The organism is Rouxiella sp. T17 (genome assembly GCF_036663475.1).
Lineage (GTDB): Bacteria > Pseudomonadota > Gammaproteobacteria > Enterobacterales > Enterobacteriaceae > Rouxiella.
On record NZ_JAWUEA010000026.1, the window covers coordinates 195,897 to 220,587 of the forward strand.

Below are 24,691 nucleotides of genomic sequence, written 5' to 3' on the forward strand. Positions count from 1 at the left end.
CAGGGTAATTTAGGAAGCATTGTCATTAAAGAGAAAGTAGACAAATTCCGCTGGAATAAGGAGGGCGCAGAGGCTGTTAAGCTGTTGCGCCCATTAAAACTTTTACAATGCGTCGGCGATGGCCTGACCCAGCAAACGCGTGTTGCCTTTTCCGCCGAGGTCACCGGTCAGCGGCGCATTTTCAGGCCCCAGACTTAATACTTTTTCAATTGCCTGAAGTACTTCGGCACCCGCCTGTTCGTAGCCTAAATGCTCGAGCATCATGGCGCCGCACCAGATTTGGCCGATCGGGTTGGCGATGCCTTTGCCCGCAATGTCAGGCGCTGAGCCGTGTACGGGCTCAAACAGGCTTGGGAACAGCCCTTCCGGGTTGATATTTGCCGACGGCGCGATGCCGATAGTGCCGGTACACGCCGGGCCCAAATCTGAAAGAATATCGCCAAACAGGTTGCTGGCGACGACGACATCGAACCAGTCGGGATGCAGCACGAAGTTGGCAGTTAAAATATCGATGTGATATTTATCGACGTCAACCTCTGGATAGTTTTTGCCCATTTCCACGACCCGTTTGTCCCAATAAGGCATGGTAATCGCGATGCCATTGGATTTTGTGGCCGAGGTCAGATGTTTTTTAGGCCTTTTTTGCGCCAGCTCGAAAGCATATTTTAAAATACGATCGACACCGGTGCGGGTCATCACGGTTTCCTGAATCACGATTTCGCGTTCAGTATCAGGGAACATAATCCCGCCGACGCTAGAATATTCGCCTTCGGTGTTTTCGCGGACCACGTAAAAGTCGATATCACCCGGTTTACGGTTAGCCAGCGGCGCTTTTACGCCAGGCATCAAACGCACCGGACGAAGATTTACGTACTGATCGAATTCGCGACGGAATTGCAGCAGCGATCCCCAGAGTGAAATATGATCCGGCACCACGTCTGGCCAACCCACCGCGCCAAAATAGATCGCATCGAAGCTTTTTAAGGTTTCATACCAATCGTCTGGCAACATTTTACCGTGTTCGAGATAGTAATCGGCACTGGCGAAATCGAACCATTGCCATTCGATTTTAATATCATGCTTGGCGGCAATCTTATCCATCACTTTGATCCCTTCCGGCATCACTTCTTTACCAATCCCATCACCTGGAATCACGGCAATTCTGTGTGTTCTATCTGACATCGTGTAGGCCTTTTATTATTTATTTCGACCTCCTGAGTGTATTTGCTTCTCTGCCGAGCAACAATTTGCTAAATATTTAAGGCATTCTTAACTCAAAGTGAATAATCATGTCCTCACTTGACGATCTCAGATTCTTCGCGCTGATTGCCCGGCTTGGCAGCCTGACCGCTGTGGCCCGCGAAATGGGGCTTACGCTGGCGGCGGTGAGTAAACGTTTAACGCAGCTTGAACAGCGCCTGGGGGTGCAGCTGGTGCTGCGTACGACGCGCAGGCTGGATCTGACCGTCGAGGGGGAACGTTATGCCGAGGGCGCGCGGCCGATTATTCATCAGCTCGATGAACTTGAAAGCGTGGTCTCCAACAGTCAGGCGCTGCTCACGGGCCGACTGAATATCAATGCCTCCTTTGGTTTTGGCCGTCGATTTATCGCGCCGCTTATTTCCGCGTTTCAATGGCAGCATCCTGAGCTGGATATAGACCTCCAGTTAACCAGTCAGCCGCTTAATTTCCTCGATAGCAGTGTCGATATCGATTTACGCGTGGGCGAGCCGCCTGATTCGCGTTTGGTGGCGATAAAGCTAATGACCAATTCGCGGGTAGTTTGTGCGTCGCAGGCTTATCTGGATAAAAACGGTATACCCGAAAGTGTCACGGATTTGGCGCAGCATAATTGTATTGTGCTGCGCCAATATGAAAGTGACTATTCGCTGTGGCGATTCACCCGCGAAGGCCGGGAATATGTGCAAAAGGTGAGCGGCTCTCTCTCGAGTAATGATGGTGAAACCGTGGTGCATTATGCTCGCGAGGGACATGGCATTATCTTGCGTTCGCGCTGGGATATTAAAACCGACCTCCAACAGGGCGCGCTTATTCCCGTGCTGACCGATTATCAGGCACCGGCGGCAGATATCTACGCTGTTTATACTTATCGCAAACATGTACCTGCTCGAATAAAGGTCTTTATTACTTATCTTAAGCAGCGTTTGAGTGAGCAGCAGGAAAGCTGAGGAGTTGGCTGAATGCGCGTAAAAGCACCACTTTGAGAGGGTTTTGCTTTAAAAAACATCATTCGAACACGTTGGCAGACGAAACGGATAAAAAGCCGTTGACGGCAGAGAGCCAATACGGTTTAATGCGCCGCGTTGCCCGGATAGCTCAGTCGGTAGAGCAGGGGATTGAAAATCCCCGTGTCCTTGGTTCGATTCCGAGTCCGGGCACCATATTTAGAAGAACCCGCCTATGGCGGGTTTTTTGCTTTTGGAGATACGGACTCTACATCGAACTCCGTTCGAACTCTTTATTAGAACTCCGTTCTGAACGGCTATCCCATCCTACCAATATCCAACACTCCAAACAGCGCGTCATAAAGTCAAAAACCCCGACTGCCTGAAAGGCGGCCGAGGTTTTAGGGATAGATTGAAGCTGGAATAGATTAGAGCAATTTCTCGCCGTTATTCCAGGTCATCAGGCGTGCTGTAGACGATATGCTCCAGCGCCTGAAGATAAATATCTTGCTGAGTCTCATCTTGTTCAGACTCTATCTTCCTGATCAGACAAAGAATAATATCTTTATTGCTGACCGAATCTTTATATTTCTTCAGCTCGTTACAAATGGCGGCGATAACTTCATTATCAGAATGAAGCTCAGGGTGAGTAATCTGTATGTAGTCAGCTAACTTCAAATCGGTAGAGGACATATCAAACATTTTCTTGGGACCCCATTGTCAATACATCGAAATAGTCGAGCAGCGGTAAAAGCTACTAAATCTCTGAATCGAACAATACATCCTCTGTCCCCATCCTATGAATGAGAATGCCTGGTGCGTCTTTATTCGAACAGAGCTGCGTTATATCTGTAAAGCTATACAAAAGTTCAAAATTGTACAACATTGCGGTGAGCAAAAAATGCGGAATTAACGCTTAAAGCGCACACTTTTAACTATAGTCGTGATTCTCGTCCCTGAGTTTTTGTCCTTGAGGCTGACGGAATGCCGCGTTACAGCCTGTGAAGCGGGGCTCACACCAGAGGAGAGTGATTCTGTTCGCGTATGTACTGGCTAATGCTGTCGGTCGGCTGATCTTGCCGCGTGGCGATGAGATAAATTTTACCTTCCAAGTGAAACTCGCGAGTAATATATTCGCTCGCAGAATCTACCTCATTAATGTTTGACTCATTAACTTCTGCCTTTTCAGCAAGATAATTATCTTTCTCTTCATTTTCCCACGGTCTAATAACGCGGCCTGTTCCGTACCATGGCCACGGAATTAAGGAAGTATTTCCGTTGAAGGGACCTCCGATAAATAAAACGCTCTGTTTTTTCATTAAGTTGATTCATTCATTTTAAGTGGAGCACGATAAAATACTAATCAATGAAATGATCGGCGTTTACTTTCTCAAATAAGAAAATAAATATTTTAAAATTTTTAACGAGCGAGAAAGAGCGGCGATAGTAGAGGTAAAAGTCCTGACAAGCTAGCTATATTACCGACAGGTAAATATTTTGAGAAAATGGATAAAAAGAATTTCAAAACTATATTTAAGTTAAATTAATATATTAAGTGTTATTTTAAATTAACTTACCAATACTGTGTTGTTTTAGAGTTGCTAGTATGAAACAGGGTGGAATATTGAGTTTTATTAAATATGAGGTGGTTAAAAATAGAGGGAGAAATTTTATTTTTTCGCGAAGTTTAATTAAGAATAACCACCAAGGCTAAATTTTAGCCTATTAAAGACTACGTTCTGAGATCGTTTCGCGCCTGTAACAACTCGGCAAAGAGCCGGTTAAAATTATCAACCTTATTTCTCAGGTCGATCATGTGACGTTCTTTCTCGGATTCAGGCAGGTAGGCAAAAAGTTGGAGCAGTTCGAGTTCGCGCTCGGTAAGAGGCATCGCCAACGATGAAGCTGGAGTTGGTGAATATTCAGTGTCGCCGTATAAAATCCAGTTTGGTGAGCATTTTAGCGCATCGGCCAGAGCAAAGAGGTTTTTACCGCCGGGCGTAGTGTCTGAGCTTTCCCACTGCGAAATTGTGACGTGGGAGACCTTCACAGCCAAAGCAAGGTTGCGCTGTGTCAGTTTCATCTCTTTTCTTCGCAATTTAATGCGTTCGCCGGGAGTCATCATATTGGCTAATTCTAGATTGTCGTGGCTTAAATATCTCAAACACGTGAATATTAGATAAACTTAACAATAAGATGTGTGAAATTTACCTCGCAAGGCATAATTAATTTCTTCTGCTATCACACTTCAGTCTGAAAATTTAAAATATTTAAACACTATGGCGTGATTGGAAGAGGAAAAAGGCGGCAAATTCTAGATAAATGAGTTTACCCCCTCTTTTAATATGAACCTATTTTCTCCAGAAATCAGAGGTATTATCAAAAAAGGCTATTTAAGATAGTTTATGAATAGAATAGAGCTAAAAGTGGTCGAAAAAATGCGTTTATTTTGGCAGGGTTTAAGTGGAGAGTTAAGTAGGAAGTTAAGCAATTAATCAGTTCTACTAAATAATTATAAAGGACATTTTTGTTCGTAAAAATATTGATCCGTTATTCAGTGGAGTATTCAGCAAACAAAGAAAATTGCTGAAATTAAAAAGCTCACCCGAAGGTGAGCTTGAGTGGGCAGCGTGTAAACTACCCAGAGACGACGCAAGCCGATTTAGACTGTACCGGTACCGCCGTCTGAACACCACACCTGACCCGATGCATAGCTGTTATCGGATGAAGCGAAGGTCACATAAAGCGGGGCAATTTCCGCTGGCTGACCTGGGCGTTCCAGCGGCGCACTTTCGCCAAACTTCTCGATTTTGCTCTGTGGCTGACCGCCGCTGACCTGCAATGCCGTCCAGTATGGACCCGGCGCTACGGCGTTAACACGAATGCCGTCTGGACCCAGCTGTTTCGCCAATGCTTTGGTAAACGCGGCAATGGAAGCCTTGGTAGAGGCATAGTCGAGCAGGATATCACTCGGCTGATAAGCCTGAACCGAGGTGGTGTTAATGATTGACGCGCCGCGTGGCAGATACTCAACCGCCGCCTTGGTTATCCAGAACATGGCATAGACGTTGGTTTTATACGTCGCGTCAAAAGATTCGGTGGTTAAATCTTTGATGGATTCACAGAACTGCTGACGACCCGCGTTATTGACCAGAATGTCCAGCCCGCCTAACTGATCGGCCGCCTTTTTAACCAGCTCTTTACAGAAAGATTCGCTGGTAATATCGCCCGGAATCGCCACGGCCTTGCGTCCTTCGGCTTCGATAAGTTGAATCACTTCTTTCGCGTCGGACTCTTCCGCAGGCAGATAGTTGATAGCAACGTCTGCGCCTTCGCGGGCATAGGCAATCGCCACCGCGCGACCAATACCCGAGTCACCGCCGGTGATCAGCGCTTTTCGTCCGGCAAGTTTGCCGCTGCCTTTATAGGACGTTTCGCCATGATCCGGTCGAGGAGACATTTCGCTCGCTAGACCCGGCCAAGATTGTTCTTGCTGTTTGAAAGGTGGGGCAGGATAAGATGCCGCATTGCCCAAAACATTCGAATTAGGGGAACTTTGCTTGTTACTCATGGTGCGCTCCTTTCGTCTTTATGTTGATGATGCAAGCTGATGTAATGTGATTTACATAACTAAAGCCTAGTGCACGAAATCACACTTTTGAGGGTTTTAAGACTATTCTGCTAAATATTGGCCTTAGCAAAACTATCAGTCACTGCCCTCTCATCACTTATCACTACAGTCCGCTGATCGATCCGTCCTTCACCGCTTCGGCGTCAAGTTTGACTAAAAAGCAGAGCAGCGTTGAGTTGCCGGTTGATTCGATCTCGGGCAAAGGATCGTCGCCAGACACTGCGTCGCCTTTATAAAGCACGTTATTTTCTGCGCTGATTTCACCGTCCATCACATAAAGAAATTGGGCAAAACCCGTCTGCTGCGGAATCTCAATCAAATCTTTGTGTTCGAGTTTGACGTCGTAAACGTAAACTTCCTGCCTAATCTCCAGCGGCGCATTTTCACCTTCCGGCGCGGCCAGCAGCGTCCACTCTTTGGTTTTTATGCCGTCAGGCCTATCAAAAAACTGTACGCGGCCTTCAAGATTCGCCTGACGCGGACGAATAAAAATCTGCAGCATTTCAGCCGCTACAATCGGCGTCGACTCTTCGTGCCAAAAACTTTTTCCGGCATTCATCATCATTATTCTCTTGGATGAGAGCGGCGTACGATTACCCGTTGAATCTTCATGCACCATCGATCCCTGCCACACATAACTCAGGATTTCGTCATTAACGTGCTCGTGCATGCTGACCAGCGTTCCGGTTAGCAGATTAGCGTGATCGATCACGCTTAATGGCCCAAATGCGTCATCATTTTTTTCAGCAGCTTGCTTAGATTCTTGTTCAAGACCTTGTTTAGCTTCTTGATCAATAACTATTTTTCCAGGTCGCATTCGACGAATTTTGAAAGGGCCATATTCAAACGTCGATTTAGGTTCAGCACGCAATACCTTTAACATGACGATCTCCAAGAGGTTATTAAGCAACAGGAAATAAGCTAAAGCATAGTTCACCGCGAATATAGCTCACGACGAATAAATAACGGCGTAGTCCTCATAAAGATCCTCAGTAAGAGCAGGTTCGTCGTTTTCCGCGCTTGATAGCTGTATAAATATTCAGTAATATCGGGCTGTTTAATTTTCATTCGATAACTGCCTCGCTATTAAGCAACTATTCCAAATAAGCAACTATGCCAAACGAAAATTCGCCATTGCTTTACCAGTATCCTGAACATCTTCGCTTCACGCTTGAAACGCTGCCTTCTTGCAGCGGGGTCTATATTTTTTACGGGCAGGATCAGACATTCCCGCTTTATATCGGCAAAAGCATTAATATTCGCAGCCGCGTAATGTCGCATTTTAGAACCGCCGCCGAAGCCAAGTTACTGCGCATGACGACCAATATCGAATACATCGAAACGGTAGGGGAAATAGGCGCGTTATTACTTGAATCGCAAATGATTAAAGACCAGCGCCCGCTGTTTAATAAGCGGCTGCGCGTGACGCGCAAGCTCTGCTCATTGCGGGTTAGCGATACTGGCACCGGCATTGTATTCAGTAATGAAACGGATTTTTCCACCGCTGAAGATCTATTCGGATTATTTAAGACCAAGTTTGCGGCCATCGAAAGATTACGTGAAATCGCCGATCAGGAACGGCTTTGCTATGGCGCGTTAGGATTGGAAAAACTGACCGCCAAACGCGCCTGTTTTCGATTTTCTTTGGGTCGCTGCGCGGGCGTTTGCTGCCAAAAAGAGACGCTGGAGGAACATCAGCAGCGTTTGAAAACGGCGCTGGAGGCGATGCGGATCCGCGCGTGGCCTTATCCTGGCCGGATTGCCATTGAAGAAAAATCGGAAATTGGCCGCGAATATCACGTGCTGAATAACTGGTTTTATCTCGGCACGGCCAAAACGCTGGATGAGGCCAAAGAGGTGCAGGTTCCACCGCCGCATTTTGACCGCGACAGTTACAAGATTCTCTGCCAGCACGTGTTTAAACAGAAAGCGTTGAGCATTACTCTGCTCGACTGATTGGCTCAATTCTTTGAGCAAGTGACTAAATCGTCGGCAATTAGCTTAATCGTCGGCAAATAGCTAAATCGTCGGCAAATAGCTAAAACGTGCGTGAGTAACTAAAAGTTTCATTTGCATTACTTTGATACGTTTTGTTATGTTATTACATAACAAAATTTGTCGAGTTAATTCAGCATGGCCGTCAGTAATACCCAATCTCACCCGCAGACAGTGCTGGAAATCGCGCAGCTTTGTCTGCGTATTGAAGAAAAGATCCTGATTGATAATCTGAACCTGACACTTCACGCCGGCGAGAAAGTTTGCCTGCTTGGCGCGTCAGGCTCAGGAAAATCGTTAACCGCAAAAGCCGTTATCGGCACCTCGCCAGCCAATGCTGTGATCACTGGCTCGATACGCGTGATGGGAGAAGACGTTGCTAATTTGCATCCCCTTCAGCGTTCGTCGCTCGCCCGTGTTTCCGCCATTTTTCAAGATAGCTCGAGCGCGTTAAATCCGCTGATGACCGTCGGCAAGCAGCTGTTATTACTCCAAAACCACAAAAATAAAGAGGCGCTAAATGCACTGCTGGCGCAGGTCGAACTTGGCTCGTTAGAAGAATTAATGCGTCGTTATCCGGCGCAATTATCGGGTGGACAGCGCCAGCGAGCCTGCATCGCGCTGGCTTTAATGGGCAACAGCAAATTATTGGTTGCCGACGAGCCGACCACGGCGCTCGACGTCATCGCCCAGCGGCGAGTTTTGGAGGTGCTACATCAGGTTTGCGCGGCCAAAAACGCGCCCGCTTTGCTGTTTATTACCCACGATATTGCTGTCGCCGCACAGCTTTGCGATCGCGCAATCGTGATGGAAAGCGGCCGCGTGGTGGAATCCGCCACCCTGCGCCAGCTCATTACGCAGCCGAAACATCCTTATACTCGCCAACTGATTGTCGCCGCGCAAACGCCAAAAAGTGGCACCGAGGCGATCGCCGTATGAATTCCATGCTTCATGAGGTGAGCACGCCTTTTCTCCAATTGGAAAATCTCTGCCGCACGCATTCTTCACGGCGTTTTCCGTGGCAGCCAGCCAACGCGCGGACTATTTTTTCAAACCTCTCGCTCTCACTTCGTCGGGATGAAACCGTCGGTTTAGTCGGCGTCTCAGGCTGTGGAAAATCGACCTTACTCAATACCTTGCTGGCGCTCAGTGCCGCCGACAGCGGCCAAATTTACTGTGAAGGAAAAAGCGTCGTGCCCGGAAGCGTGCGCTCACTTCGCTGGTATCGCCGCAAAGTGCAGGTGGTGATGCAAGATCCCGCGGCATCACTTGCGCCGGGTCAAACCGTTGCTGCGCTGCTCGCGGAACCTCTCCGCTGCCTCGGCGTTGAAGCGAATATTGCAAAAAGTATTGCCGACGTCATGGAGCAGGTTGCGTTATCGCCTCAGCTGCTCACACGCACGGCGGCCACGCTTTCTGGCGGGCAGGCTCAGCGGGTTGCGATCGCCCGCGCACTGATTGTTCGTCCCGCATTTCTGCTTGCCGACGAACCCGTCAGCGGCCTCGACCTGCCTTTACGCGCCCAAATCAAAGCACTGCTTCAGCAGATTACCCGCGAAAATCGCATGGGTCTGTTAATGGTTTCGCATGACATTTCAATGATTAACGGACTTTGTGAACGCATCCTGGTGATGAGCGAGGGCGGCTTCGTCGAGCAGGGTCCCACCGCAAAAGTCCTTTCTTCGCCGCAGCATTCACACACTCGCGACCTGCTACAGGCTATTCCTGCAGTCGATTTTTATTAACACGCAATCACAGTTCATTTGCTGATCCATTAAATTAAAGGGAAATAAGATGAGTTTCCGTATGCCACTCTGGCCCTGTGCCGGACTCTTGACGGCGCTGTTTTTACTGGCGGGATGCTTTAACGAACCGGCGCAAACAACGGCAGATAATAGGCAAAACCGCCTGCGTTTGGCGATGCTGCAACCGCCGCGATCAGCCCTGACGCCGCTCAGCGACGATGCGTTTAAACTTTCGCGTTGGAGCACGGCGGAAACCTTGGTGGTGCTGGATAAACTCGGTGAAGCCAAGCCTGCGCTGGCAACAACGTGGCAGCAAATTGATAGCAACAGCTGGCGTTTTGAGCTGCGGCCCAATGTCCGTTTTCATGACGGCAGCGCGTTAACGCCGGCGAGCGTGGTGAATTCATTAGAGGTCGCGGCCCATGCTTCGCCAAAGCCGCGCATTCTCGACGGTGTTAAGCTCGAGGTGAAAACTGACGGGGAAAACGGCGTGCTGATCACCACGGCGCGGCCCGATCCTCTCTTGCCACAGCGTTTATCCAGCCCGCAGCTGGCGATTCTGGCAGCCGGCGCCTATCAGGCAAACGGCGTGGTCAATCCGATTAACAGCGGCAGCGGGCCCTTTGTTTTAAGAAGCGTAAACGGCACCAGCGGCGCGACATTGGAGCGCTTCGACGGTTATTGGGGCAATAAAGCCAAGCTCGCAGGCATTGACGTCAGCTTTGTGCCCGATGGCACCGCACGCGCCGCGGCGCTGCGTACCGATTCCGCCGATGTCGTTGAAGCCATTCCCGTGTCGCAGGCGCCGTTGCTTGATCCCGCCCGAGTCCACGAGGTGCCCATGCCGCGCACTAACACGCTTTATCTCAACACGAAACGGGGCGTAATGCAGGATCCCGAGCTGCGCGCGGCGGTGCGCGAGGCGATTAATCGCCAGCAGTTGGTGGATAACGTCTACGAAAAACGCGCCGACGTGGCAAAAGGGCTGCTTGGCCCCGCGCTGCCGTGGGCCGCAGCGTTGCGTCAGCCGGTGGCAAATCCTGCGCGACCAAAAGATCCGCAAGGTGCCGTGATAACGCTGGCGACCTTTAGCGATCGCGCCGAGCTGCCCGAGGTGGCGGTTTATTTGGCCCAGCAATTAACGGCGGCGGGATTTACCGTCAAGCAGGTGGTGCGCGAATATTCGCAGATTGAAGCCGATGCTTTGGCGGGTAAATTCGACGCCTTTATTCTCTCGCGCGCGACGGTGCTGGATTCGGGCGATCCGGTGGCCTACCTTTATAGCGACTTTTCTTGCGAGGGTTCCTTTAATATTTCTCAGCTTTGCCGTCCAGAAATAGACCGCGCCCTGCAGCAGGTCGCCGCCATTCCTGCGGGTGAAAAAAGGCGCGTGGCGATTATGCAGGCCGAAAACCTGATTTTAGCCACCGATGCCGCCATTCCAATGCTGCACGAACGGGTGATTCAGGGCGAAAGTGACAGCGTGCGCGGCGTGTTACGCGATCCGCGGGAACGCACGCTGATTGGCAGCGACACCTATTTTGCTACTGTGAATGAAAAAACAGGGAATGTAGCGGACTGATGAGCGGATCGTTATTTTGCATAAATCTCTGTCGAACCTGCGCCAAGGTCAGTCAAAACGCCCGACTGAAAGGGCTGATTCCGCTGATTTCACGGGCTGTGACTTTATTGATAGTGATCGCGCTGATTGGCGTGCTGCCGTGGTTATCCGGAGGCGATCCGGCGCTGGCGCTATTACGCGCCCGTTCTGGCGAGCAGGAAGCAACGGCGGAAACGCTCAACGCAATTCGCCAAACGTTGGGGCTTGAACAAGGGCCTTTTGCGCTGTTAATTGATTGGCTCGGCGGCCTTTTGCAGGGTGATGCGGGCAACTCCTGGGTTTCAGGCAAGGCCGTTTTACCCGCCATGTTACAGGCAACGGCCGTTTCCCTGACTCTCATGGCGTCCGCCGCGCTGGTAGCAATCGTGTTGTGCGCCATGCTTTGCAGTCCTATATTTATCAGCGGTTTACGCGGGAAAACGCGTAAACCTGCCGGGCTGTTTGCTGCAATATTTACCGCGTTACCGGAGTTTTTACTCGCGTCATTCCTGCTGATAATCGGCGCGATATTTCTACGCTGGTTTCCGCCTTACGGCTGGCAAGGCTGGCATTACGCCGTGTTGCCCTCGCTTGCTTTAGGCATTCCCGCGGGCGGCTATCTCGGAAGGATTATCAGCGACGCGCTTGCCGCTACGTTTAGCGAAAGCTGGATAACCACCTGGAGCGCCGTCGGCATAAACCGCCGCCACCTTGCTGTCGCGGTTCTTAAACGTACTTTACCGAGCGTGATGCCGTTAGTGGGCATGGTGCTGGTTTCGTTAACGGGTGGGGCAATCGCGGTAGAAAAAGTTTTTGCGATCCCGGGGTTGGGGCGCGCAACGCTAGGCGCGGCGGCGGCGCAGGATCTCCCTGCCTTGCAGGCAGGAATTTTGATTCTCCTGCTGTTAGCCATGCTGCTGGCGGGCGCGGCTCATCTCTGCCGATTGCTTATTCTTGGGCCCGCGCTTAACGCCGGATCGATGCCTTTGCCTGCAACACAGTCGGTTCAGCGCCGAGGGGTTCGGCTTATCCCCTTGTTATCGCTTCTTTTATTAGTCGCGCTGGTTCTCGCTGGACTGTGGCGAGATCCTTTTGCCTCAGCGTTTACTCGTTTGCAATCTCCCTCATTCATGCTGCCATTTGGCGCGGATGCAATGGGGCGCGACCTGCTGGCGAGAGTCGCTCACGGCACATGGAATACCTGTTTACTGGCTTTTATCGTTTCGTTGGCGTGTTTGGCGATAGGTATTGTGGTCGGCATTTTTCCGCGTTGGCTCAACGGCCTGATTGAGGTGACCAACGCGATGCCGCCGGTTATTGCCGGTTTGCTGGTTGCGGCGGTTAATGGCCCGACCGAGGCGGGCGCTGCGTTGGCCGTAATCGCCGTGAGTTGGGCGCCGCTAGCCGCGCACACGGCGAGCCTTTTGGCTGAGATAAAGGCTCGGCCTTATATCAAAGTCTTACCTTTATTAGGCGTTAGCCCACTAAGACAAACTTTAGCCTATTTTCTGCCCGCCTTGATGGGACCTCTTTTTCGCCATGCTATGTTGCGATTGCCGGGAATGGCGCTGGCGCTGGCATCACTTGGATTTTTGGGTTTGGGTGCCGCGCCGCCTACGCCTGAATGGGGAAGGGTGCTGGCCGAAGGAATGCCTTATATTGAGCGATCCTACTGGGGGGTAGCAGCACCGGCAGCGGCTTTAGCGCTACTGTCTATTCTTGCAGTTAGTGTAGGAAACCTCTCTTCCATTAAAAATAAATAGTTAGACATAATGATTAATAAGCAGAGGGATCGGGATTGGCTCTTTTATTTAGAATAATTTTAAATAAGAGAGTTAATCCTAAGTCGTTATTCTAATAAATATATTTGGTTTAATATGAAATTTGGTGAGTGCTTTAAGGATAAACGCAAATGTTAATTTATAATTTCATTTTTTAAGTACGTGAAAAATAGAGTGATTATTTATATCTTGAAAGAGTCATTTATTCTGATCATTTTTTTAACTTAACATAACTCATTGATTTAGATCGCAATATTTGATTTTTCGTTGGAGTAACGTTCAGGGTAACACACCACGGTACGACACTAAGTGAAATTAAAGGTTTATTTTCACTTTAAATTAAAATAATTAAAAAGGTAAAGGGATGAAAAGGTTTAACATCACGGATAATCTTTATTACTGCCAGGAAAAGCATACTCTCTGTGACAAGACGGGAGAAAACTTACGGTTAACTTACTCCCAGGGAAAGCTGTTTGAGTTAATTATCACCAATGGGCGGCAGCAACCCGTTAATAAAAGTTTACTTATTGAGACGATATGGGGAAAGGCCGCGCTGTTCGATTTTTCGCCCGCTATTAATCAAAAGATCTACACGTTAAGGAAGGATCTGAAACGCTTTCATCTTGAGAATCTGATTATTACGGTGCCTCGTCTTGGTTATAAGGTAAATTCAGACTTTATTATTACGGAAACGGATAATCTCGCTCATGCTGGTGGATTATGGCAGACAGTAAAGAGGTTTTTTGCGCACTTTTAGTCGCCCCTGCGCTGCGCTGAAATAGATTGTTAACAAAAATAAGTATTTCCTTATTAATTTAGCTAATAATCTGCGGATAATCTTCAGTTTCACTGTGCATTATCATTGGGTCTGTGCGAAAATTGCGCCCGCATGATGTGCTGAAGCAATTTGCTCGTTTGCCATCCTGTGATTTTAACGCCAGGTGGTCATTTTAGCTGAATTAACAGATCGAATAAGCGGCTTTGCACAGCGGCTGCTTATGAGTTTGATCTAAGGAATTGTATGAAATTAGCAAGTTTTTATCGCCCGCAGTCAGATGAAAAGTCTTACGGTATTGTTACTGAACAAGGCGTAATTGACGCAGGTAAACGTTTTGCCGACCAGTATTCCACGCTGCAATCGCTATTAAATGATAACGCGCTGCCTATCCTGCAAGAGTTGGCCGGTTTACCTGTCGACTACGCAGTAGATGATATTGTTTTTCTTCCGGTTATTGAAAATCCAGGCAAAATATTTTGCGTAGGGATGAACTACTCCGATAAAAGAAAAGAGTTCGAAGAAAACAATAACGCACCCACTTTATTTATTCGTTTTCCTGATACTTTTAGCGCCCATAAAGATAATCTTATCAAGCCTGCAAGCAGTGACGAGTTTGATTACGAAGGTGAACTTGCCGTGGTTATCGGCCGCTACGCCAGCGCAGTAAAGAAAGAAAATGCGCTGGATTATATCGCAGGATATAGCTGCTTCATGGATGCCACCGTGCGCGACATGCAGCACACCTGGTTTACCGCGGGTAAAAACTGGCGTCAGACCGGCGGTTTCGGGCCATGGTTAGTCACACGCGACGAAATTAGCGATCCTCAAGCTCTGCCAATCGAAACGTTCCTGAACGGTATGCGCGTGCAGAATGACACGACCGGCAATATGATCCACTCCGTGGCCGATATTATCGAATATATTTCCCGCTTCAGCCCACTTTCTCCGGGCGACGTTATTATTACCGGTTCACCGGGCGGCGTGGGTAAGAAAAGAACGCCACCGCTGTTTATGAAAAGCGGCGACGTTATTGAAGTGACTATTGGCGGCATCGGTACGCTGACCAACCAAATTGTTTCACAAGTTCTTTAATAGAATTATTTATTAAATAACGCTGTGGAATGAAAGACATAATGAGATTTCCTCCGTGATAATCGTGAGGGGGTTTCATTTGTCTATATTGGTCATTTTGAACAGTTAAAAGCTTTATCTATTTTTTAGCTAACGCTGACTAATCCGCTTTTTTTGAGACATGTAAAGCTGCCGCTTTATTGGCATTATTTACACTGACACCCAAGTTTTCACCTTTTAATATCGACGCGCAAAGCATCCCCATAAAGCAGTCTCCCGCTCCGTGAGTGCTGACTAATTCTATTTTTTCAGCCTCGAGCGTGTTCGATTCTCCGTTATTATCGGCATACGCCACGCCCATTTCTCCCGCAGTTACTACTACCGTCGAATATAACTGGCTGAGAGCCTGTGCAGCCTCGGCGGCATTCTGCAAACTGTTGACCGTAATACCCGACATATCCCGCGCTTCAACCCCGTTAACGACTAGGAGATCGATAAGGTTTATCAGCTCGGGCGACAGCGTTTTGGCCGGAGCCGCGTTAATACACACGCGAATACCGCGCTTTTTAGCTTCGGTGGCGGTGTATAAATTAATCTGTTCTGGCAGCTCATTTTGCAGTAATACCATGCCCACGTTTTCCCAGAGCGCATCGTTGGCAAACTGACTGCTGTTAATCTGGGTATTGGCGTTGGAAAGTACCACGGCGCCGTAATCCCCTTCGGCATCGGTTATGGCGACGCTCATACCCGACGCCACGCCACGGATAACCTCGACGTGGGCAGTATCAACCGAATGATTATTAAGAATTTCGAGCAACCATTTCCCGTGGTCGTCATCGCCGACTGCGCCCGAAAAAACGACTTCAATGCCTGCCTGAGCGGCAGATACAGCCTGGTTTCCGCCTTTGCCGCCGAACTTGTAGGAACATCCACTGCCGATAACCGTTTCACCTTTCTCAGGACGGTGGTGCGCGGCCACCATAATATCGTAATGCAGACTGCCGACCACGAGGAGCTTGCTCATATTAGTACTCTCTTAAGTTTTTAACGGCCTGTTGAGTTTTGTTCAAATTTAGCGCAGCTTTTTTCAGGTCTTTTTTAGCGATAGCAACGAAGAGAGCATCCAGAATATTGAGCTGGGCGATGCGTGACGCCGCGTTTTCACCTAATAAATGGGATCCTTGCGAGGTCGAATTCAGCACCACGTGCGCCTCTTTCGCCAGCGTCGACTCGGCATAGTTGGTGATGGCGATGACTTTGGCACCGTTTCTGGCCGCCAGCCTAATCGGGTCAACCACCGTTCGGGTCATCCCCGAATGGCTGATGGCGATCGCAACATCATCGTCATTTAAAATCGCGGCCGACATCATCATGATATGTGCGTCATCATGCACCATGGCTTTAATACCGATTTTGAGCAGCTTGTGTGATAAATCACGCGCTACCGACGCCGACCCGCCCACGCCATATAAGTCGATATGTCTGGCTTTAAAAACAATATCGGCCGCCCGATTAAATTCGGAAATGTCGAGAATAGCCTTTGTTTCTTCTATTGCCTGAATTGAGGTGCGAAAAACTTTTTCAAGTAATTCTTCCGACGAGTCATCTGGCCCAATTTCAGAATGAAGATTGGCGACATCGGAATTATTGTAATAAGTCAAACTCGTCCTGAATTCCCGAAAGCCGGTGAAATTCAATTTCTTTGCCAGCTTAACAATCATCGCTTCGGACACCGCATTCTCTGCGGCGACTTCTTTTAATGACGTTTGCTCTGAAAAATCATTTTTGGACGTAATTGACTCGACTACTTTTCTTTCCAACGGCGTGAGTTGTGGCAACCTCATTCTAATTTGAGCACCTATGGCTCGCAGGTCTTGTTTCATTACTTACCTCGTGTCGCGCGGTCAATCAGCATCGCTATAATAATGATGAGACCTGTGGCAAGCAATTGATAAAAGGCTTGAATATTCATTAACGTGAGGCCGGTACGTAATGAGCCCAAAATAATGGCGCCGATAATTGTCCCGATAATACTGCCTTTACCGCCCATTAATGAGGTGCCGCCAATCGCCGCGGCGGCAATGGCATCCAGCTCCCATAAATTACCCAGGGTTGGCTCTGCCGCACCAAGGCGACCAATCAGGATAAGCGAGGCCAACGCTGCTAATACGCCAGAAATAACATAGACTGTGACTTTGGTTCTTTTGACCGGCACACCCGCCACGCGCGCCGCTTCTTCATTGCCGCCCACCGCGAGAATATATTCGCCCAACGGTGTTTTATTCATTAATACCCAGGCTGCAATCGCAATAACGACCACAATAATAATCGGGCAGGGAATACCAAATAAGGTGCCGGTAATGGCGCTACGGAATTCCAGCGGAATGCCGAAAATCGGGCTGCCGCCGGTGGTGATCAGCGCCAGAGCACGGAACAGTGAAAGTGCGCCGAGCGTGACGATGAACGGTTGCAGGCCCGCATAGGCAACCAGCACGCCGCTGAACAGTCCGCAGACTGCGCCAATGCCGAGCGTACCTAAAATAGCCAGTGGAACCGGCACGCCCGCGACCATCAGCGTTGCGCCAAAGATGGCGGAAAGCGCCGCCGTCGAACCGACCGACAGGTCGATACCGCCCGAAATAATCACCAGCGTCATGCCCAACGCTATCGCGGCGTTAATAGAAGACTGTTGCAGGATATTCAGCAAGTTCGGCACGGTAAAGAATACCGGCGACAAGGCGGAAAACGTGCAGACAATAATAATTAAGCCAATCAGCGTGCCTGTATCACGAAGATTGAATTTAAAGAGCGTGGAAGTGCGCAAAGCAGGCATGGTTTTTCCTTGAGTATTCATGTGTCAGCCTCTTTTCAGTGTGTAGCGGCCAGTAATTTAGTGGCCGCTACCAGCAGGGTTATTTTTTATTAAATACTTCATTAATGGCGTATTGCGCGATATTTTCTTCGCTAATATCGTCACCGGTTAATTCAGCTGCGATCTTTCCTTCTCGCATAACTAATACGCGGTCAGAGATACGCATTATTTCCTGCATTTCTGACGACACGACAACTATTGCTTTACCTTCTTTGGCGAGTTTTTCAATCAGATTATAAATTTCTGATTTGGCGCCAATATCAATTCCCCGTGTTGGCTCATCAAATAAAAATACTTGGGTTTCTGCGGCTATCCAGCGGCCAATAATAACTTTCTGCTGATTACCGCCGCTTAATAAACCGATATGTTTTTCAGTATCCAGAGGACGTAAACGTAAATCGGTCATTATCTGTAAAGCCGAAGCATCCAGTCGAGATTTGTTGATCATGCCGTTGCGGGTATATTTACCCATTTTCGGCAGCGCCATATTTACGGCGACGGAACGCTGTTTAATAATGCCTTCTTTCTTGCGGTCTTCCGGCACTAATCCAATTCCGGCTTTGATTGCCGTTGAGACATTGAGATTGTGAATGTGCTGGCCGTTAACATAAATCGTGCCGCTGGTTTTGTTGTCGATGCCGGCGATCAGCTTTAATAATTCGGTACGGCCCGACCCGACTAAACCCGCGATGCCTAATACTTCTCCGGCACGCACGGTAAAGGTGGCGGGCAGTACGTCGTCGCCGCGACCCAGGCCTTCGACGCGCAGGATCTCTTTATCCGTAATAAACGACTGATGCTGAACCTTTTCGAGTTTACGGCCGATCATTTTCGATACGATAGTCTCTTCGGTTTCGTCTTTAATATTCACGACGCCAACCTGACGACCGTCGCGCATAATCGTAGCGCGATCGCAGATCCGGAAGATCTCGTTCATTTTGTGTGAGACGTAAATGATCGCCACGTTCATTGATTTCAAATCGGCGATCAGCTCGGCCAGTCGATCGAATTCGGTAGGCGTCAGGCTGGAGGTCGGCTCATCCATCGCAATGATTTTGGCGTCATCCAGCAGCGCACGGGCAATCTCGACGATCTGCTGCTGCGCGACTTTTAAATTTTTGATTGGCTCGTCAGGATTAATCGACGGATCCAGCGTTTTTAAAATCGTCACGGCGCGCGCCAACTGGGCTTTCTTATTAACAAATAGCCCCTTGTATTTGGTTAACGGGCGACCTAAAAACATATTTTGTGCAACGGAGAGTTCAGGGACGTGCTGCAATTCCTGATGGATCATCGCGATGCCTGCATGGCGTGCCGACAGCGGATTCTTCATTTTGACGACATTGCCATCTACTTTGATCTCACCCGCGTTAGCTTCGCGAACGCCCGACAGAATGTTTAGCAGCGTTGATTTACCTGCACCGTTTTCACCGATTAGCGCGTGAACTTCACCACTGACGACCGTGAAATTCACCCCTTCGATAGCCGCGACGCTGCCGTAAATCTTGGTAATTCCCTGCATGCTTAAACGATAGTTTTCCATAGCCTCTCCGTTACCCTCTGTATTTCCAAAAGCTCTTTATGTTTCTAAAACAGCGATTGAAAGGTTATTTCTGCTGATCGAGAAGCTGGCGCAGCTTGGCGTTGTCTTTGGTCGAGAATGCGTCGGCATTATCTTTAGTAATCAAGGCCTGTGGGGTGGAAACGACGCGGGAAATTTTCTGGCCGTTAATCAGGCGCAGCAGGACGTCCATCGCGACTTCACCCGTCAGCACAGGGAAACTGTCGACAGTGCCGGTCAGCTCGCCGCGTTTAATTGACGCGTAGGCATCGGAAATACCGTCGGTGCCAAACACGGCAGTTTGTTTGCTTTTACCCGCTGAACGTACGGCTTCGACCACGCCGAGCGCCATGCCGTCGTTATTGGCATAGAAACCAATCAAATTAGGATATTGCTGCAAAATTGTCGATGCGGCGTCATAGGCTTTTTCGCGGCTCCAGTTGGCTGGAATACTCGCCACGACTTTAAATTTGCTGTTGGCAGAAATCGTTTCGCGGAAACCTTTGGTACGCTGACCGGCTGCGTAAACGCCCGGCTGGCCTTCGATAATCGCGACGCTGCCGCCGTTTGGATAGTGTTCGATAAACCATTTGGCGACGCGAACGCCGTTGTCTTTCTGAACATTGCCGACGTAATGCGCGGCATTTGGCATCACGGCGTCATTGACGTTTACCACGGCGATCCCTTTGCTCTGCGCCACTTCATAAGCAGGTTGCAGGTTGGCATCGGTCTGAGGTGAAACCAGCAGGCCGTTAAAACCTTGTGCAATCAACGTCTCGGCGATAGAGAGCTGACCCAGCTGATCGTCTTCGTTGGCGGCGGCCTGATAGGCGAGGGTGAAACCGTCTTTATCGGCAACGTTTTTGTAACCCTGTCCGAGCGAACGCCAGTATTCATTCGTCAGCGTTTTGGAAACGCCACCGATTTTCAGTTTGGCATCAGCCTTTGGAATCGGACCGTATTTTGTATCGAGCTGGGTCCAGTCGGTTCTGTCTGGTTCAGTGTCGGATTGCAGGGGCGCCAATTCTGCGGCATAAACGCTGGTGCTGAGCAGGGCGGAGGCAATAGCCAGTAAAAGCAGCTTCTTCATGTTCTATCCTCTTAATTTTTGTAGGGTATCGGGAAGCCTGATTGTTGTTTTTAAAATGCCTGATCAAATGCTTAATGAAATACGTTAGAAATAAGGTGCTTAATAAACTCTTTATTAGGAAAGAAGCTGTTATCAGGAAAACAGGATGTCATTGATAATCAGCTGTGACGCGACGGCGTCTTGCTGGCTGATAGCGGCGTGTAGCTCAGCATTGTCATCCAGTTTGTCGCACAGCTTCAGCAGGCGAGTGACGGTCGCAATATTCGCTTCTGCTTCACGAACAGGGTCGAGGCCGCTAGCGTCCGGGAAGGTATCGAAGTAGTAAGCGCCCTGATATCCATCGCGTTTCATCTGCCACAAGAATTCGAGCGTAGCTTTCGGATTAACCGACGCGACCATTAAACCGTCGTCACGTTTTCCCCAGCCGTCATTGCAGTCGAGGCCGAGCAGGCGAGAGCGGCGCGAAACCATTGCAGCGGCGTAGGCCGGAATTTCGTTGGCGTAAAGTACGTGGGCGAAGTCGAGCGTGATGCCAAGATTCGGGCAACCGGCTTCTTCAACCGCCAGCAGGCAGGTCGTTACGTTCGGAAAGATGGCAAAAGCGCGCGGCTCGTTAGGTTTATATTCAATGCTGACATCGACATCTGGCGCATATTCGGCAACTTCACGCACGGCGCTGACAGCATCTTCCCAAATCTTTTTGTAATCAGCCTGGAAGCAGTAATCAAAACCGTCTTGACCCATCCACAGCGTCATTAAGTTGGAACCAAACTCACGACCGGCATCAATACCGCGTTTGGTCAGTTCAATCGCTTTACGGCGAATTTCAGGATTGGGGTTGGTAAAGGCACCGATTTTGAATTCAGGGGCATCCCAACGCATTTGCATACCGTTGACGGCCAAACCCACGTCTTCGATACGTTGACGCATGTCTTTGATATCCATGCTGATGTGCTGAGGGTAATTCAAATCAAGATGAGTCAGGCCTTTAACGGTCGACGCACGTTCAATCATTTGTAATGTGGAGGGCTTACCTTTCAGCTCCGGCCAATACAGGTGTGCCCCCGAGGCAAATGAGTTCAGACGTGTAGCAAATTTTAGTTCAGACATGTGTCTTCCTTTATGAATTGACCGTGATTTACTTTCCAACTTTACGTTTATTTGTAAAGTGGTTGGATTATTGAGCGGCGACTTCATTTACACAAGCTTAAAAAATATTCAAATAGCAGATTTGAGACGGCTTTCACAAATCTTGATTATGTTGAGGGAAGAAGGGGGTTTTGGCCTGAGTTATGACATGTGATGACGATCACTTTTGACAGCTAAAGGCAAAGGATGAGGGAAAGTTGGAAAAAGGAGAAAGCTGTACGCCTCACGATTTTTTTACTGATTTAATAAAATTTGTGAAGTTTTGAGGGTAAATAGGCTCATTGGAGCATTACTGGAGTAGCAAGGCTGCGCTTTATTGGTTTACTACCAGGCACGTTGGTTCGTTTAATTCACATTTTGTTGCCGCAATGTATAACGATTAACCTGTTAGCGTTTAAGGAAATAAATAAAACGCTATTTTTCATACTATTGATGAAAAAAACTTCAGCGTTTTTATCACGCCTTTATTTCACCATGTTTTAAAAATAGGCAATGATAAAATTTGTAACCTTATTTCGAGGAGGGATAACTTTCTGAATAACCGCTGTTTTTGCAGGGAAGTTGTACAAAATTGTTAATAAATTGGTCTGAAACAGTTATAGCATTAACACTGAAACGAATCAGATGGTACAATGCCGCGCTCTCGTTTTGACGCAAACATATTTGTTCTGGTCATGCTTGAGAAGACCGCAGTAACTATTACACTTTGTAATAACTTTCAAAATAAATAATTTCGGAGAGTGCCTGTATGTCTGGTATCAAATCCCAGTCGAGTCCCATACTCAGGCTATGGTGTTGTATATTAGGGGTTATTCTTACCGTTAGTGGTTTGTTCTTTGCCATTGAAGGTGGGAAGTTGGTTTCACTCGGCGGCAGCTGGTATTTCCTGATTGCCGGTATTGTGATGGTGTTGTCTGCTATCCAATATTTCCGCAGTAAATCCTCCGCTGTCACATTATTCATTCTGGTGTTCCTCGGAACGCTTATCTGGTCACTGTTTGATGCGGGTTGGGATTTCTGGCCGCTGATTTCTCGTCTGATGGTTCCAACCGGCTTTATGCTGTTGGGCTTCGCGACTTGGCCAACCCTGCGTAAGAAAGAAGGCAAAGCTAGCCTGGCCAAAATGTCCTACGGTTTCACCGTGGTTCTGGCTGTCGGCATGGTTGTCGCTTTCGTGCAGATGTTTATGCCACATCCGACCGTTGCATTTAAAGGTAATGAACTGCCTTTGGTGCCGGTAGATAAAGCTAAGCAGCAGAAAGACTGGGATAACTACGGTAACACCCCTGGCGGTGACCGTTTCGTTGCGCTGGACCAGATTAACCGCGACAACGTGAAAGACCTGAAAGTTGCCTGGACCTTCCACACCGGTGATACACCAATCAGCCCGGGCGGAAACGGCGCCGAAGATCAGGAAACTCCGCTGCAAATCGGCGATAAAGTGTTCCTGTGTACTCCGCACAACAATATTATTGCTGTCGATGCCAACACCGGTAAGCAAATCTGGAAGCGTGAAATCAATGCGCAGGCTCAGGTTTGGAACCGCTGTCGTGGTCTGGCGTATTTCGACGCAACTAAACCAATTCCTCAGCCTACCGTGCCGGGTTCAACGCCAGCAGCGCCAGTTTCTCTGGCCGCGGGTGACACCTGTCAGCGTCGTATTCTGATGAACACCATCGATGCGCGTCTGATTGCTGTCAACGCCGACAACGGTGAGTTCTGTTCAGACTTCGGTAACAACGGTACCGTTGACCTGAAAGCCAACATGGGTGATGCATCCGACCCTAAATATCAGCTGACTTCTGCTCCAACGCTTGCGGGTACTACCGTAGTTGTTGGTGGTCGTGTTGCCGATAACGTACAGACCGACATGCCTGGCGGCGTAATCCGTGGTTTCGACGTGATTACCGGTCAGATGCGTTGGGCGTTCGACCCAGGTAATCAGGATCCAAACGCGAAACTGCAACCGGGCCAGACCTATGTTCGCAGTACGCCAAACTCTTGGGCGCCGATGTCTTATGACCCGGCAATGAACACTGTGTTCATGCCTATGGGTAGCTCTTCTGTTGACCTTTGGGGTGCAAATCGTAACCGTCTGGATCACAAATATGGTGCTTCCGTTCTGGCCGTAGATGCGACCACCGGTAAAGAGAAGTGGGTTTACCAAACCGTTCATAACGATCTGTGGGACTTCGACCTGCCAATGCAGCCGAGCCTGGTAGACTTCCCGATGAAGGATGGTACTACCCGTCCAGCAGTTGTTATCGGTGCGAAAACCGGTCAGATCTTTGTATTGGACCGCGTTACTGGCAAGCCTCTGACAGAAGTGAAAGAGCTGCCGGTTAAAACCCGTAACATTCCAAACGAGCAGTACTCCAAGACTCAGCCATTCTCTGTAGGTATGCCTTCAATCGGTGCCGACAAGCTGACTGAATCTTCTATGTGGGGCGCTACGCCGTTTGACCAGCTGATGTGTCGTATTAGCTTCAAATCAATGCGTTACGATGGTCTGTTTACCGCGCCGGATACTGATAAGTCTCTGAGCTTCCCGGGTTCACTGGGCGGAATGAACTGGGGCGGGATGTCTACCGATCCAAACAACCATTATATCTTTGTGAACGACATGCGTCTGGGCCTGTGGGTACAGATGATCAAGCAGAACAACAAGGCCATTGCTGCAAGCAACGGCGGCGAGTCTGTTAACACCGGTATGGGCGCAGTTCCGCTGAAAGGCACCCCGTACGGCGTAAACAAAGACCGCTTCATGTCTCCGCTGGGTATTCCATGTCAGAAGCCACCGTTTGGTACGCTGTCTGCGATTGACCTGAAAACTCAGAAAATCGTTTGGCAGGTTCCGGCCGGTACGGTGCAGGATACGGGTCCATTCGGTATCAAGATGCGCGCACAAATGCCTGTTGGTATGCCTACTCTGGGCGGTACTTTGGCAACGCAGGGCGGCCTGGTGTTCATCGCCGGTACTCAGGATTACTACCTGCGTGCATTCGATGCTTCAACAGGTAAGGAAGTTTGGAAAGCGCGTCTGCCAGTAGGCAGCGGCGGTACACCAATGAGCTACGTTTCACCGACTACCGGTAAACAGTACATCCTTATCTCTGCTGGCGGCGCTCGTCAGTCACCAGATCGTGGCGACTACGTGATTGCCTACGCACTGGATAACAAATAAGACGTAAGTTTTATTGCCTGAACCAAGCCCCTGCTGGAAACAGCCGGG

At 49.1% G+C, this 24,691-nt stretch carries 21 protein-coding genes and 1 tRNA gene; 10 read left to right on the top strand and 12 right to left on the bottom strand.

The features are described from left to right. Positions 1-102 precede the first annotated feature (102 nt). Positions 103-1,182, bottom strand: a complete 1,080-nt coding sequence (locus SC206_RS07530) for a tartrate dehydrogenase (protein ID WP_332735726.1) — start codon at positions 1,180-1,182, stop codon at positions 103-105. 107 nt (positions 1,183-1,289) lie between these two features. Here SC206_RS07530 and SC206_RS07535 point away from each other — a divergent pair, with 107 nt between their 5' ends. Together SC206_RS07535 and SC206_RS07540 are read left to right on the top strand one after the other, a co-directional pair. Next, complete coding sequence (locus SC206_RS07535) at positions 1,290-2,189, top strand: LysR family transcriptional regulator (RefSeq protein WP_332735728.1); 900 nt, start codon at positions 1,290-1,292, stop codon at positions 2,187-2,189. A gap of 137 nt (positions 2,190-2,326) precedes the next feature. Further along, positions 2,327-2,402, top strand: a tRNA-Phe gene (locus SC206_RS07540). A 231-nt stretch (positions 2,403-2,633) separates the two neighbouring features. Here SC206_RS07540 and SC206_RS07545 read toward each other — a convergent pair. The 5 genes from SC206_RS07545 to SC206_RS07565 all read right to left on the bottom strand — a co-directional run bounded on the left by SC206_RS07545 (position 2,634) and on the right by SC206_RS07565 (position 6,700). After that, positions 2,634-2,888 carry a biofilm development regulator YmgB/AriR family protein gene (locus tag SC206_RS07545; RefSeq protein ID WP_332735730.1) on the bottom strand — a complete coding sequence of 85 codons (255 nt, stop codon included), beginning with the start codon at positions 2,886-2,888 and terminating at the stop codon, positions 2,634-2,636. 311 nt (positions 2,889-3,199) lie between these two features. Further along, positions 3,200-3,505 (bottom strand): hypothetical protein, encoded by a 306-nt coding sequence (locus SC206_RS07550; RefSeq protein ID WP_332735732.1) that lies wholly within the window; start codon positions 3,503-3,505, stop codon positions 3,200-3,202. Positions 3,506-3,918: 413 nt separating this feature from the next. Continuing rightward, positions 3,919-4,311 (bottom strand): helix-turn-helix domain-containing protein, encoded by a 393-nt coding sequence (locus SC206_RS07555; protein WP_332735734.1) that lies wholly within the window; start codon positions 4,309-4,311, stop codon positions 3,919-3,921. A 537-nt stretch (positions 4,312-4,848) separates the two neighbouring features. Further along, positions 4,849-5,757 carry an SDR family oxidoreductase gene (locus SC206_RS07560; RefSeq protein ID WP_332735736.1) on the bottom strand — a complete coding sequence of 303 codons (909 nt, stop codon included), beginning with the start codon at positions 5,755-5,757 and terminating at the stop codon, positions 4,849-4,851. Between the two features lie 163 nt (positions 5,758-5,920). Continuing rightward, positions 5,921-6,700: a pirin family protein gene (locus SC206_RS07565; protein ID WP_332735737.1), complete on the bottom strand. Its 780-nt coding sequence runs from the start codon at positions 6,698-6,700 to the stop codon at positions 5,921-5,923. A gap of 230 nt (positions 6,701-6,930) precedes the next feature. Between SC206_RS07565 and cho the strand changes: the two genes are divergently transcribed. From cho to SC206_RS07600, 7 genes are all read left to right on the top strand, one after another. Then, positions 6,931-7,773 carry an excinuclease Cho gene (cho, locus tag SC206_RS07570; protein ID WP_332735738.1) on the top strand — a complete coding sequence of 281 codons (843 nt, stop codon included), beginning with the start codon at positions 6,931-6,933 and terminating at the stop codon, positions 7,771-7,773. 177 nt (positions 7,774-7,950) lie between these two features. Further along, positions 7,951-8,751 carry an ABC transporter ATP-binding protein gene (locus tag SC206_RS07575; RefSeq protein WP_332735739.1) on the top strand — a complete coding sequence of 267 codons (801 nt, stop codon included), beginning with the start codon at positions 7,951-7,953 and terminating at the stop codon, positions 8,749-8,751. Beyond that, positions 8,748-9,557: an ABC transporter ATP-binding protein gene (locus SC206_RS07580; protein ID WP_332735740.1), complete on the top strand. Its 810-nt coding sequence runs from the start codon at positions 8,748-8,750 to the stop codon at positions 9,555-9,557. Before SC206_RS07575 ends, SC206_RS07580 begins: the two co-directional genes overlap by 4 nt. Before the next feature lie 49 nt (positions 9,558-9,606). Beyond that, positions 9,607-11,139 carry an ABC transporter substrate-binding protein gene (locus SC206_RS07585; RefSeq protein WP_332735742.1) on the top strand — a complete coding sequence of 511 codons (1,533 nt, stop codon included), beginning with the start codon at positions 9,607-9,609 and terminating at the stop codon, positions 11,137-11,139. Then, complete coding sequence (locus SC206_RS07590) at positions 11,139-12,920, top strand: ABC transporter permease subunit (protein ID WP_332735744.1); 1,782 nt, start codon at positions 11,139-11,141, stop codon at positions 12,918-12,920. Before SC206_RS07585 ends, SC206_RS07590 begins: the two co-directional genes overlap by 1 nt. Positions 12,921-13,302: 382 nt before the next feature. Next, positions 13,303-13,695, top strand: coding sequence for a winged helix-turn-helix domain-containing protein (locus SC206_RS07595; RefSeq protein WP_332735746.1), 393 nt, complete (start codon positions 13,303-13,305; stop codon positions 13,693-13,695). A gap of 264 nt (positions 13,696-13,959) precedes the next feature. Continuing rightward, a complete protein-coding gene (locus tag SC206_RS07600) occupies positions 13,960-14,808 on the top strand; it encodes a fumarylacetoacetate hydrolase family protein (protein ID WP_332735748.1) in 849 nt (282 codons plus the stop codon). Between the two features lie 139 nt (positions 14,809-14,947). On the opposite strand, the gene SC206_RS07605 is transcribed toward SC206_RS07600, so the two are convergent. The 6 genes from SC206_RS07605 to SC206_RS07630 form a co-directional block, all read right to left on the bottom strand. Then, positions 14,948-15,811 (bottom strand): ribokinase, encoded by an 864-nt coding sequence (locus SC206_RS07605; RefSeq protein ID WP_332735750.1) that lies wholly within the window; start codon positions 15,809-15,811, stop codon positions 14,948-14,950. A 1-nt stretch (position 15,812) separates the two neighbouring features. Continuing rightward, the gene (locus tag SC206_RS07610) at positions 15,813-16,670 is read right to left on the bottom strand and encodes a MurR/RpiR family transcriptional regulator (protein ID WP_332735752.1); all 858 of its coding nucleotides are present in this window, start codon (positions 16,668-16,670) and stop codon (positions 15,813-15,815) included. Then, positions 16,670-17,641: an ABC transporter permease gene (locus SC206_RS07615; protein WP_332735754.1), complete on the bottom strand. Its 972-nt coding sequence runs from the start codon at positions 17,639-17,641 to the stop codon at positions 16,670-16,672. The genes SC206_RS07610 and SC206_RS07615 overlap by 1 nt, the downstream gene beginning before the upstream one ends. Before the next feature lie 58 nt (positions 17,642-17,699). Continuing rightward, positions 17,700-19,202 carry a sugar ABC transporter ATP-binding protein gene (locus SC206_RS07620; protein WP_332735756.1) on the bottom strand — a complete coding sequence of 501 codons (1,503 nt, stop codon included), beginning with the start codon at positions 19,200-19,202 and terminating at the stop codon, positions 17,700-17,702. Between the two features lie 64 nt (positions 19,203-19,266). Further along, entirely contained in the window at positions 19,267-20,310 is a 1,044-nt protein-coding gene (locus SC206_RS07625) for a sugar ABC transporter substrate-binding protein (RefSeq protein WP_332735758.1), read from the bottom strand. A 132-nt stretch (positions 20,311-20,442) separates the two neighbouring features. Beyond that, positions 20,443-21,420, bottom strand: coding sequence for a TIM barrel protein (locus SC206_RS07630; protein ID WP_332735760.1), 978 nt, complete (start codon positions 21,418-21,420; stop codon positions 20,443-20,445). A 787-nt stretch (positions 21,421-22,207) separates the two neighbouring features. Between SC206_RS07630 and SC206_RS07635 the strand changes: the two genes are divergently transcribed. Next, complete coding sequence (locus tag SC206_RS07635; protein ID WP_332735763.1) at positions 22,208-24,643, top strand: glucose/quinate/shikimate family membrane-bound PQQ-dependent dehydrogenase; 2,436 nt, start codon at positions 22,208-22,210, stop codon at positions 24,641-24,643. Positions 24,644-24,691 lie beyond the last annotated feature (48 nt).

What these genes read in the sequence shown, in the direction of transcription:
- SC206_RS07530 (WP_332735726.1), bottom strand. Translation starts at nt 1,182, where the DNA reads ATGTCAGATAGAACACACAGAATTGCCGTGATTCCAGGTGATGGGATT.
- SC206_RS07535 (WP_332735728.1), top strand. Translation starts at nt 1,290, where the DNA reads ATGTCCTCACTTGACGATCTCAGATTCTTCGCGCTGATTGCCCGGCTT.
- SC206_RS07545 (WP_332735730.1), bottom strand. Translation starts at nt 2,888, where the DNA reads ATGTTTGATATGTCCTCTACCGATTTGAAGTTAGCTGACTACATACAG.
- SC206_RS07550 (WP_332735732.1), bottom strand. Translation starts at nt 3,505, where the DNA reads ATGAAAAAACAGAGCGTTTTATTTATCGGAGGTCCCTTCAACGGAAAT.
- SC206_RS07555 (WP_332735734.1), bottom strand. Translation starts at nt 4,311, where the DNA reads ATGATGACTCCCGGCGAACGCATTAAATTGCGAAGAAAAGAGATGAAA.
- SC206_RS07560 (WP_332735736.1), bottom strand. Translation starts at nt 5,757, where the DNA reads ATGAGTAACAAGCAAAGTTCCCCTAATTCGAATGTTTTGGGCAATGCG.
- SC206_RS07565 (WP_332735737.1), bottom strand. Translation starts at nt 6,700, where the DNA reads ATGTTAAAGGTATTGCGTGCTGAACCTAAATCGACGTTTGAATATGGC.
- cho (WP_332735738.1), top strand. Translation starts at nt 6,931, where the DNA reads ATGCCAAACGAAAATTCGCCATTGCTTTACCAGTATCCTGAACATCTT.
- SC206_RS07575 (WP_332735739.1), top strand. Translation starts at nt 7,951, where the DNA reads ATGGCCGTCAGTAATACCCAATCTCACCCGCAGACAGTGCTGGAAATC.
- SC206_RS07580 (WP_332735740.1), top strand. Translation starts at nt 8,748, where the DNA reads ATGAATTCCATGCTTCATGAGGTGAGCACGCCTTTTCTCCAATTGGAA.
- SC206_RS07585 (WP_332735742.1), top strand. Translation starts at nt 9,607, where the DNA reads ATGAGTTTCCGTATGCCACTCTGGCCCTGTGCCGGACTCTTGACGGCG.
- SC206_RS07590 (WP_332735744.1), top strand. Translation starts at nt 11,139, where the DNA reads ATGAGCGGATCGTTATTTTGCATAAATCTCTGTCGAACCTGCGCCAAG.
- SC206_RS07595 (WP_332735746.1), top strand. Translation starts at nt 13,303, where the DNA reads ATGAAAAGGTTTAACATCACGGATAATCTTTATTACTGCCAGGAAAAG.
- SC206_RS07600 (WP_332735748.1), top strand. Translation starts at nt 13,960, where the DNA reads ATGAAATTAGCAAGTTTTTATCGCCCGCAGTCAGATGAAAAGTCTTAC.
- SC206_RS07605 (WP_332735750.1), bottom strand. Translation starts at nt 15,811, where the DNA reads ATGAGCAAGCTCCTCGTGGTCGGCAGTCTGCATTACGATATTATGGTG.
- SC206_RS07610 (WP_332735752.1), bottom strand. Translation starts at nt 16,670, where the DNA reads ATGAAACAAGACCTGCGAGCCATAGGTGCTCAAATTAGAATGAGGTTG.
- SC206_RS07615 (WP_332735754.1), bottom strand. Translation starts at nt 17,641, where the DNA reads ATGAATACTCAAGGAAAAACCATGCCTGCTTTGCGCACTTCCACGCTC.
- SC206_RS07620 (WP_332735756.1), bottom strand. Translation starts at nt 19,202, where the DNA reads ATGGAAAACTATCGTTTAAGCATGCAGGGAATTACCAAGATTTACGGC.
- SC206_RS07625 (WP_332735758.1), bottom strand. Translation starts at nt 20,310, where the DNA reads ATGAAGAAGCTGCTTTTACTGGCTATTGCCTCCGCCCTGCTCAGCACC.
- SC206_RS07630 (WP_332735760.1), bottom strand. Translation starts at nt 21,420, where the DNA reads ATGTCTGAACTAAAATTTGCTACACGTCTGAACTCATTTGCCTCGGGG.
- SC206_RS07635 (WP_332735763.1), top strand. Translation starts at nt 22,208, where the DNA reads ATGTCTGGTATCAAATCCCAGTCGAGTCCCATACTCAGGCTATGGTGT.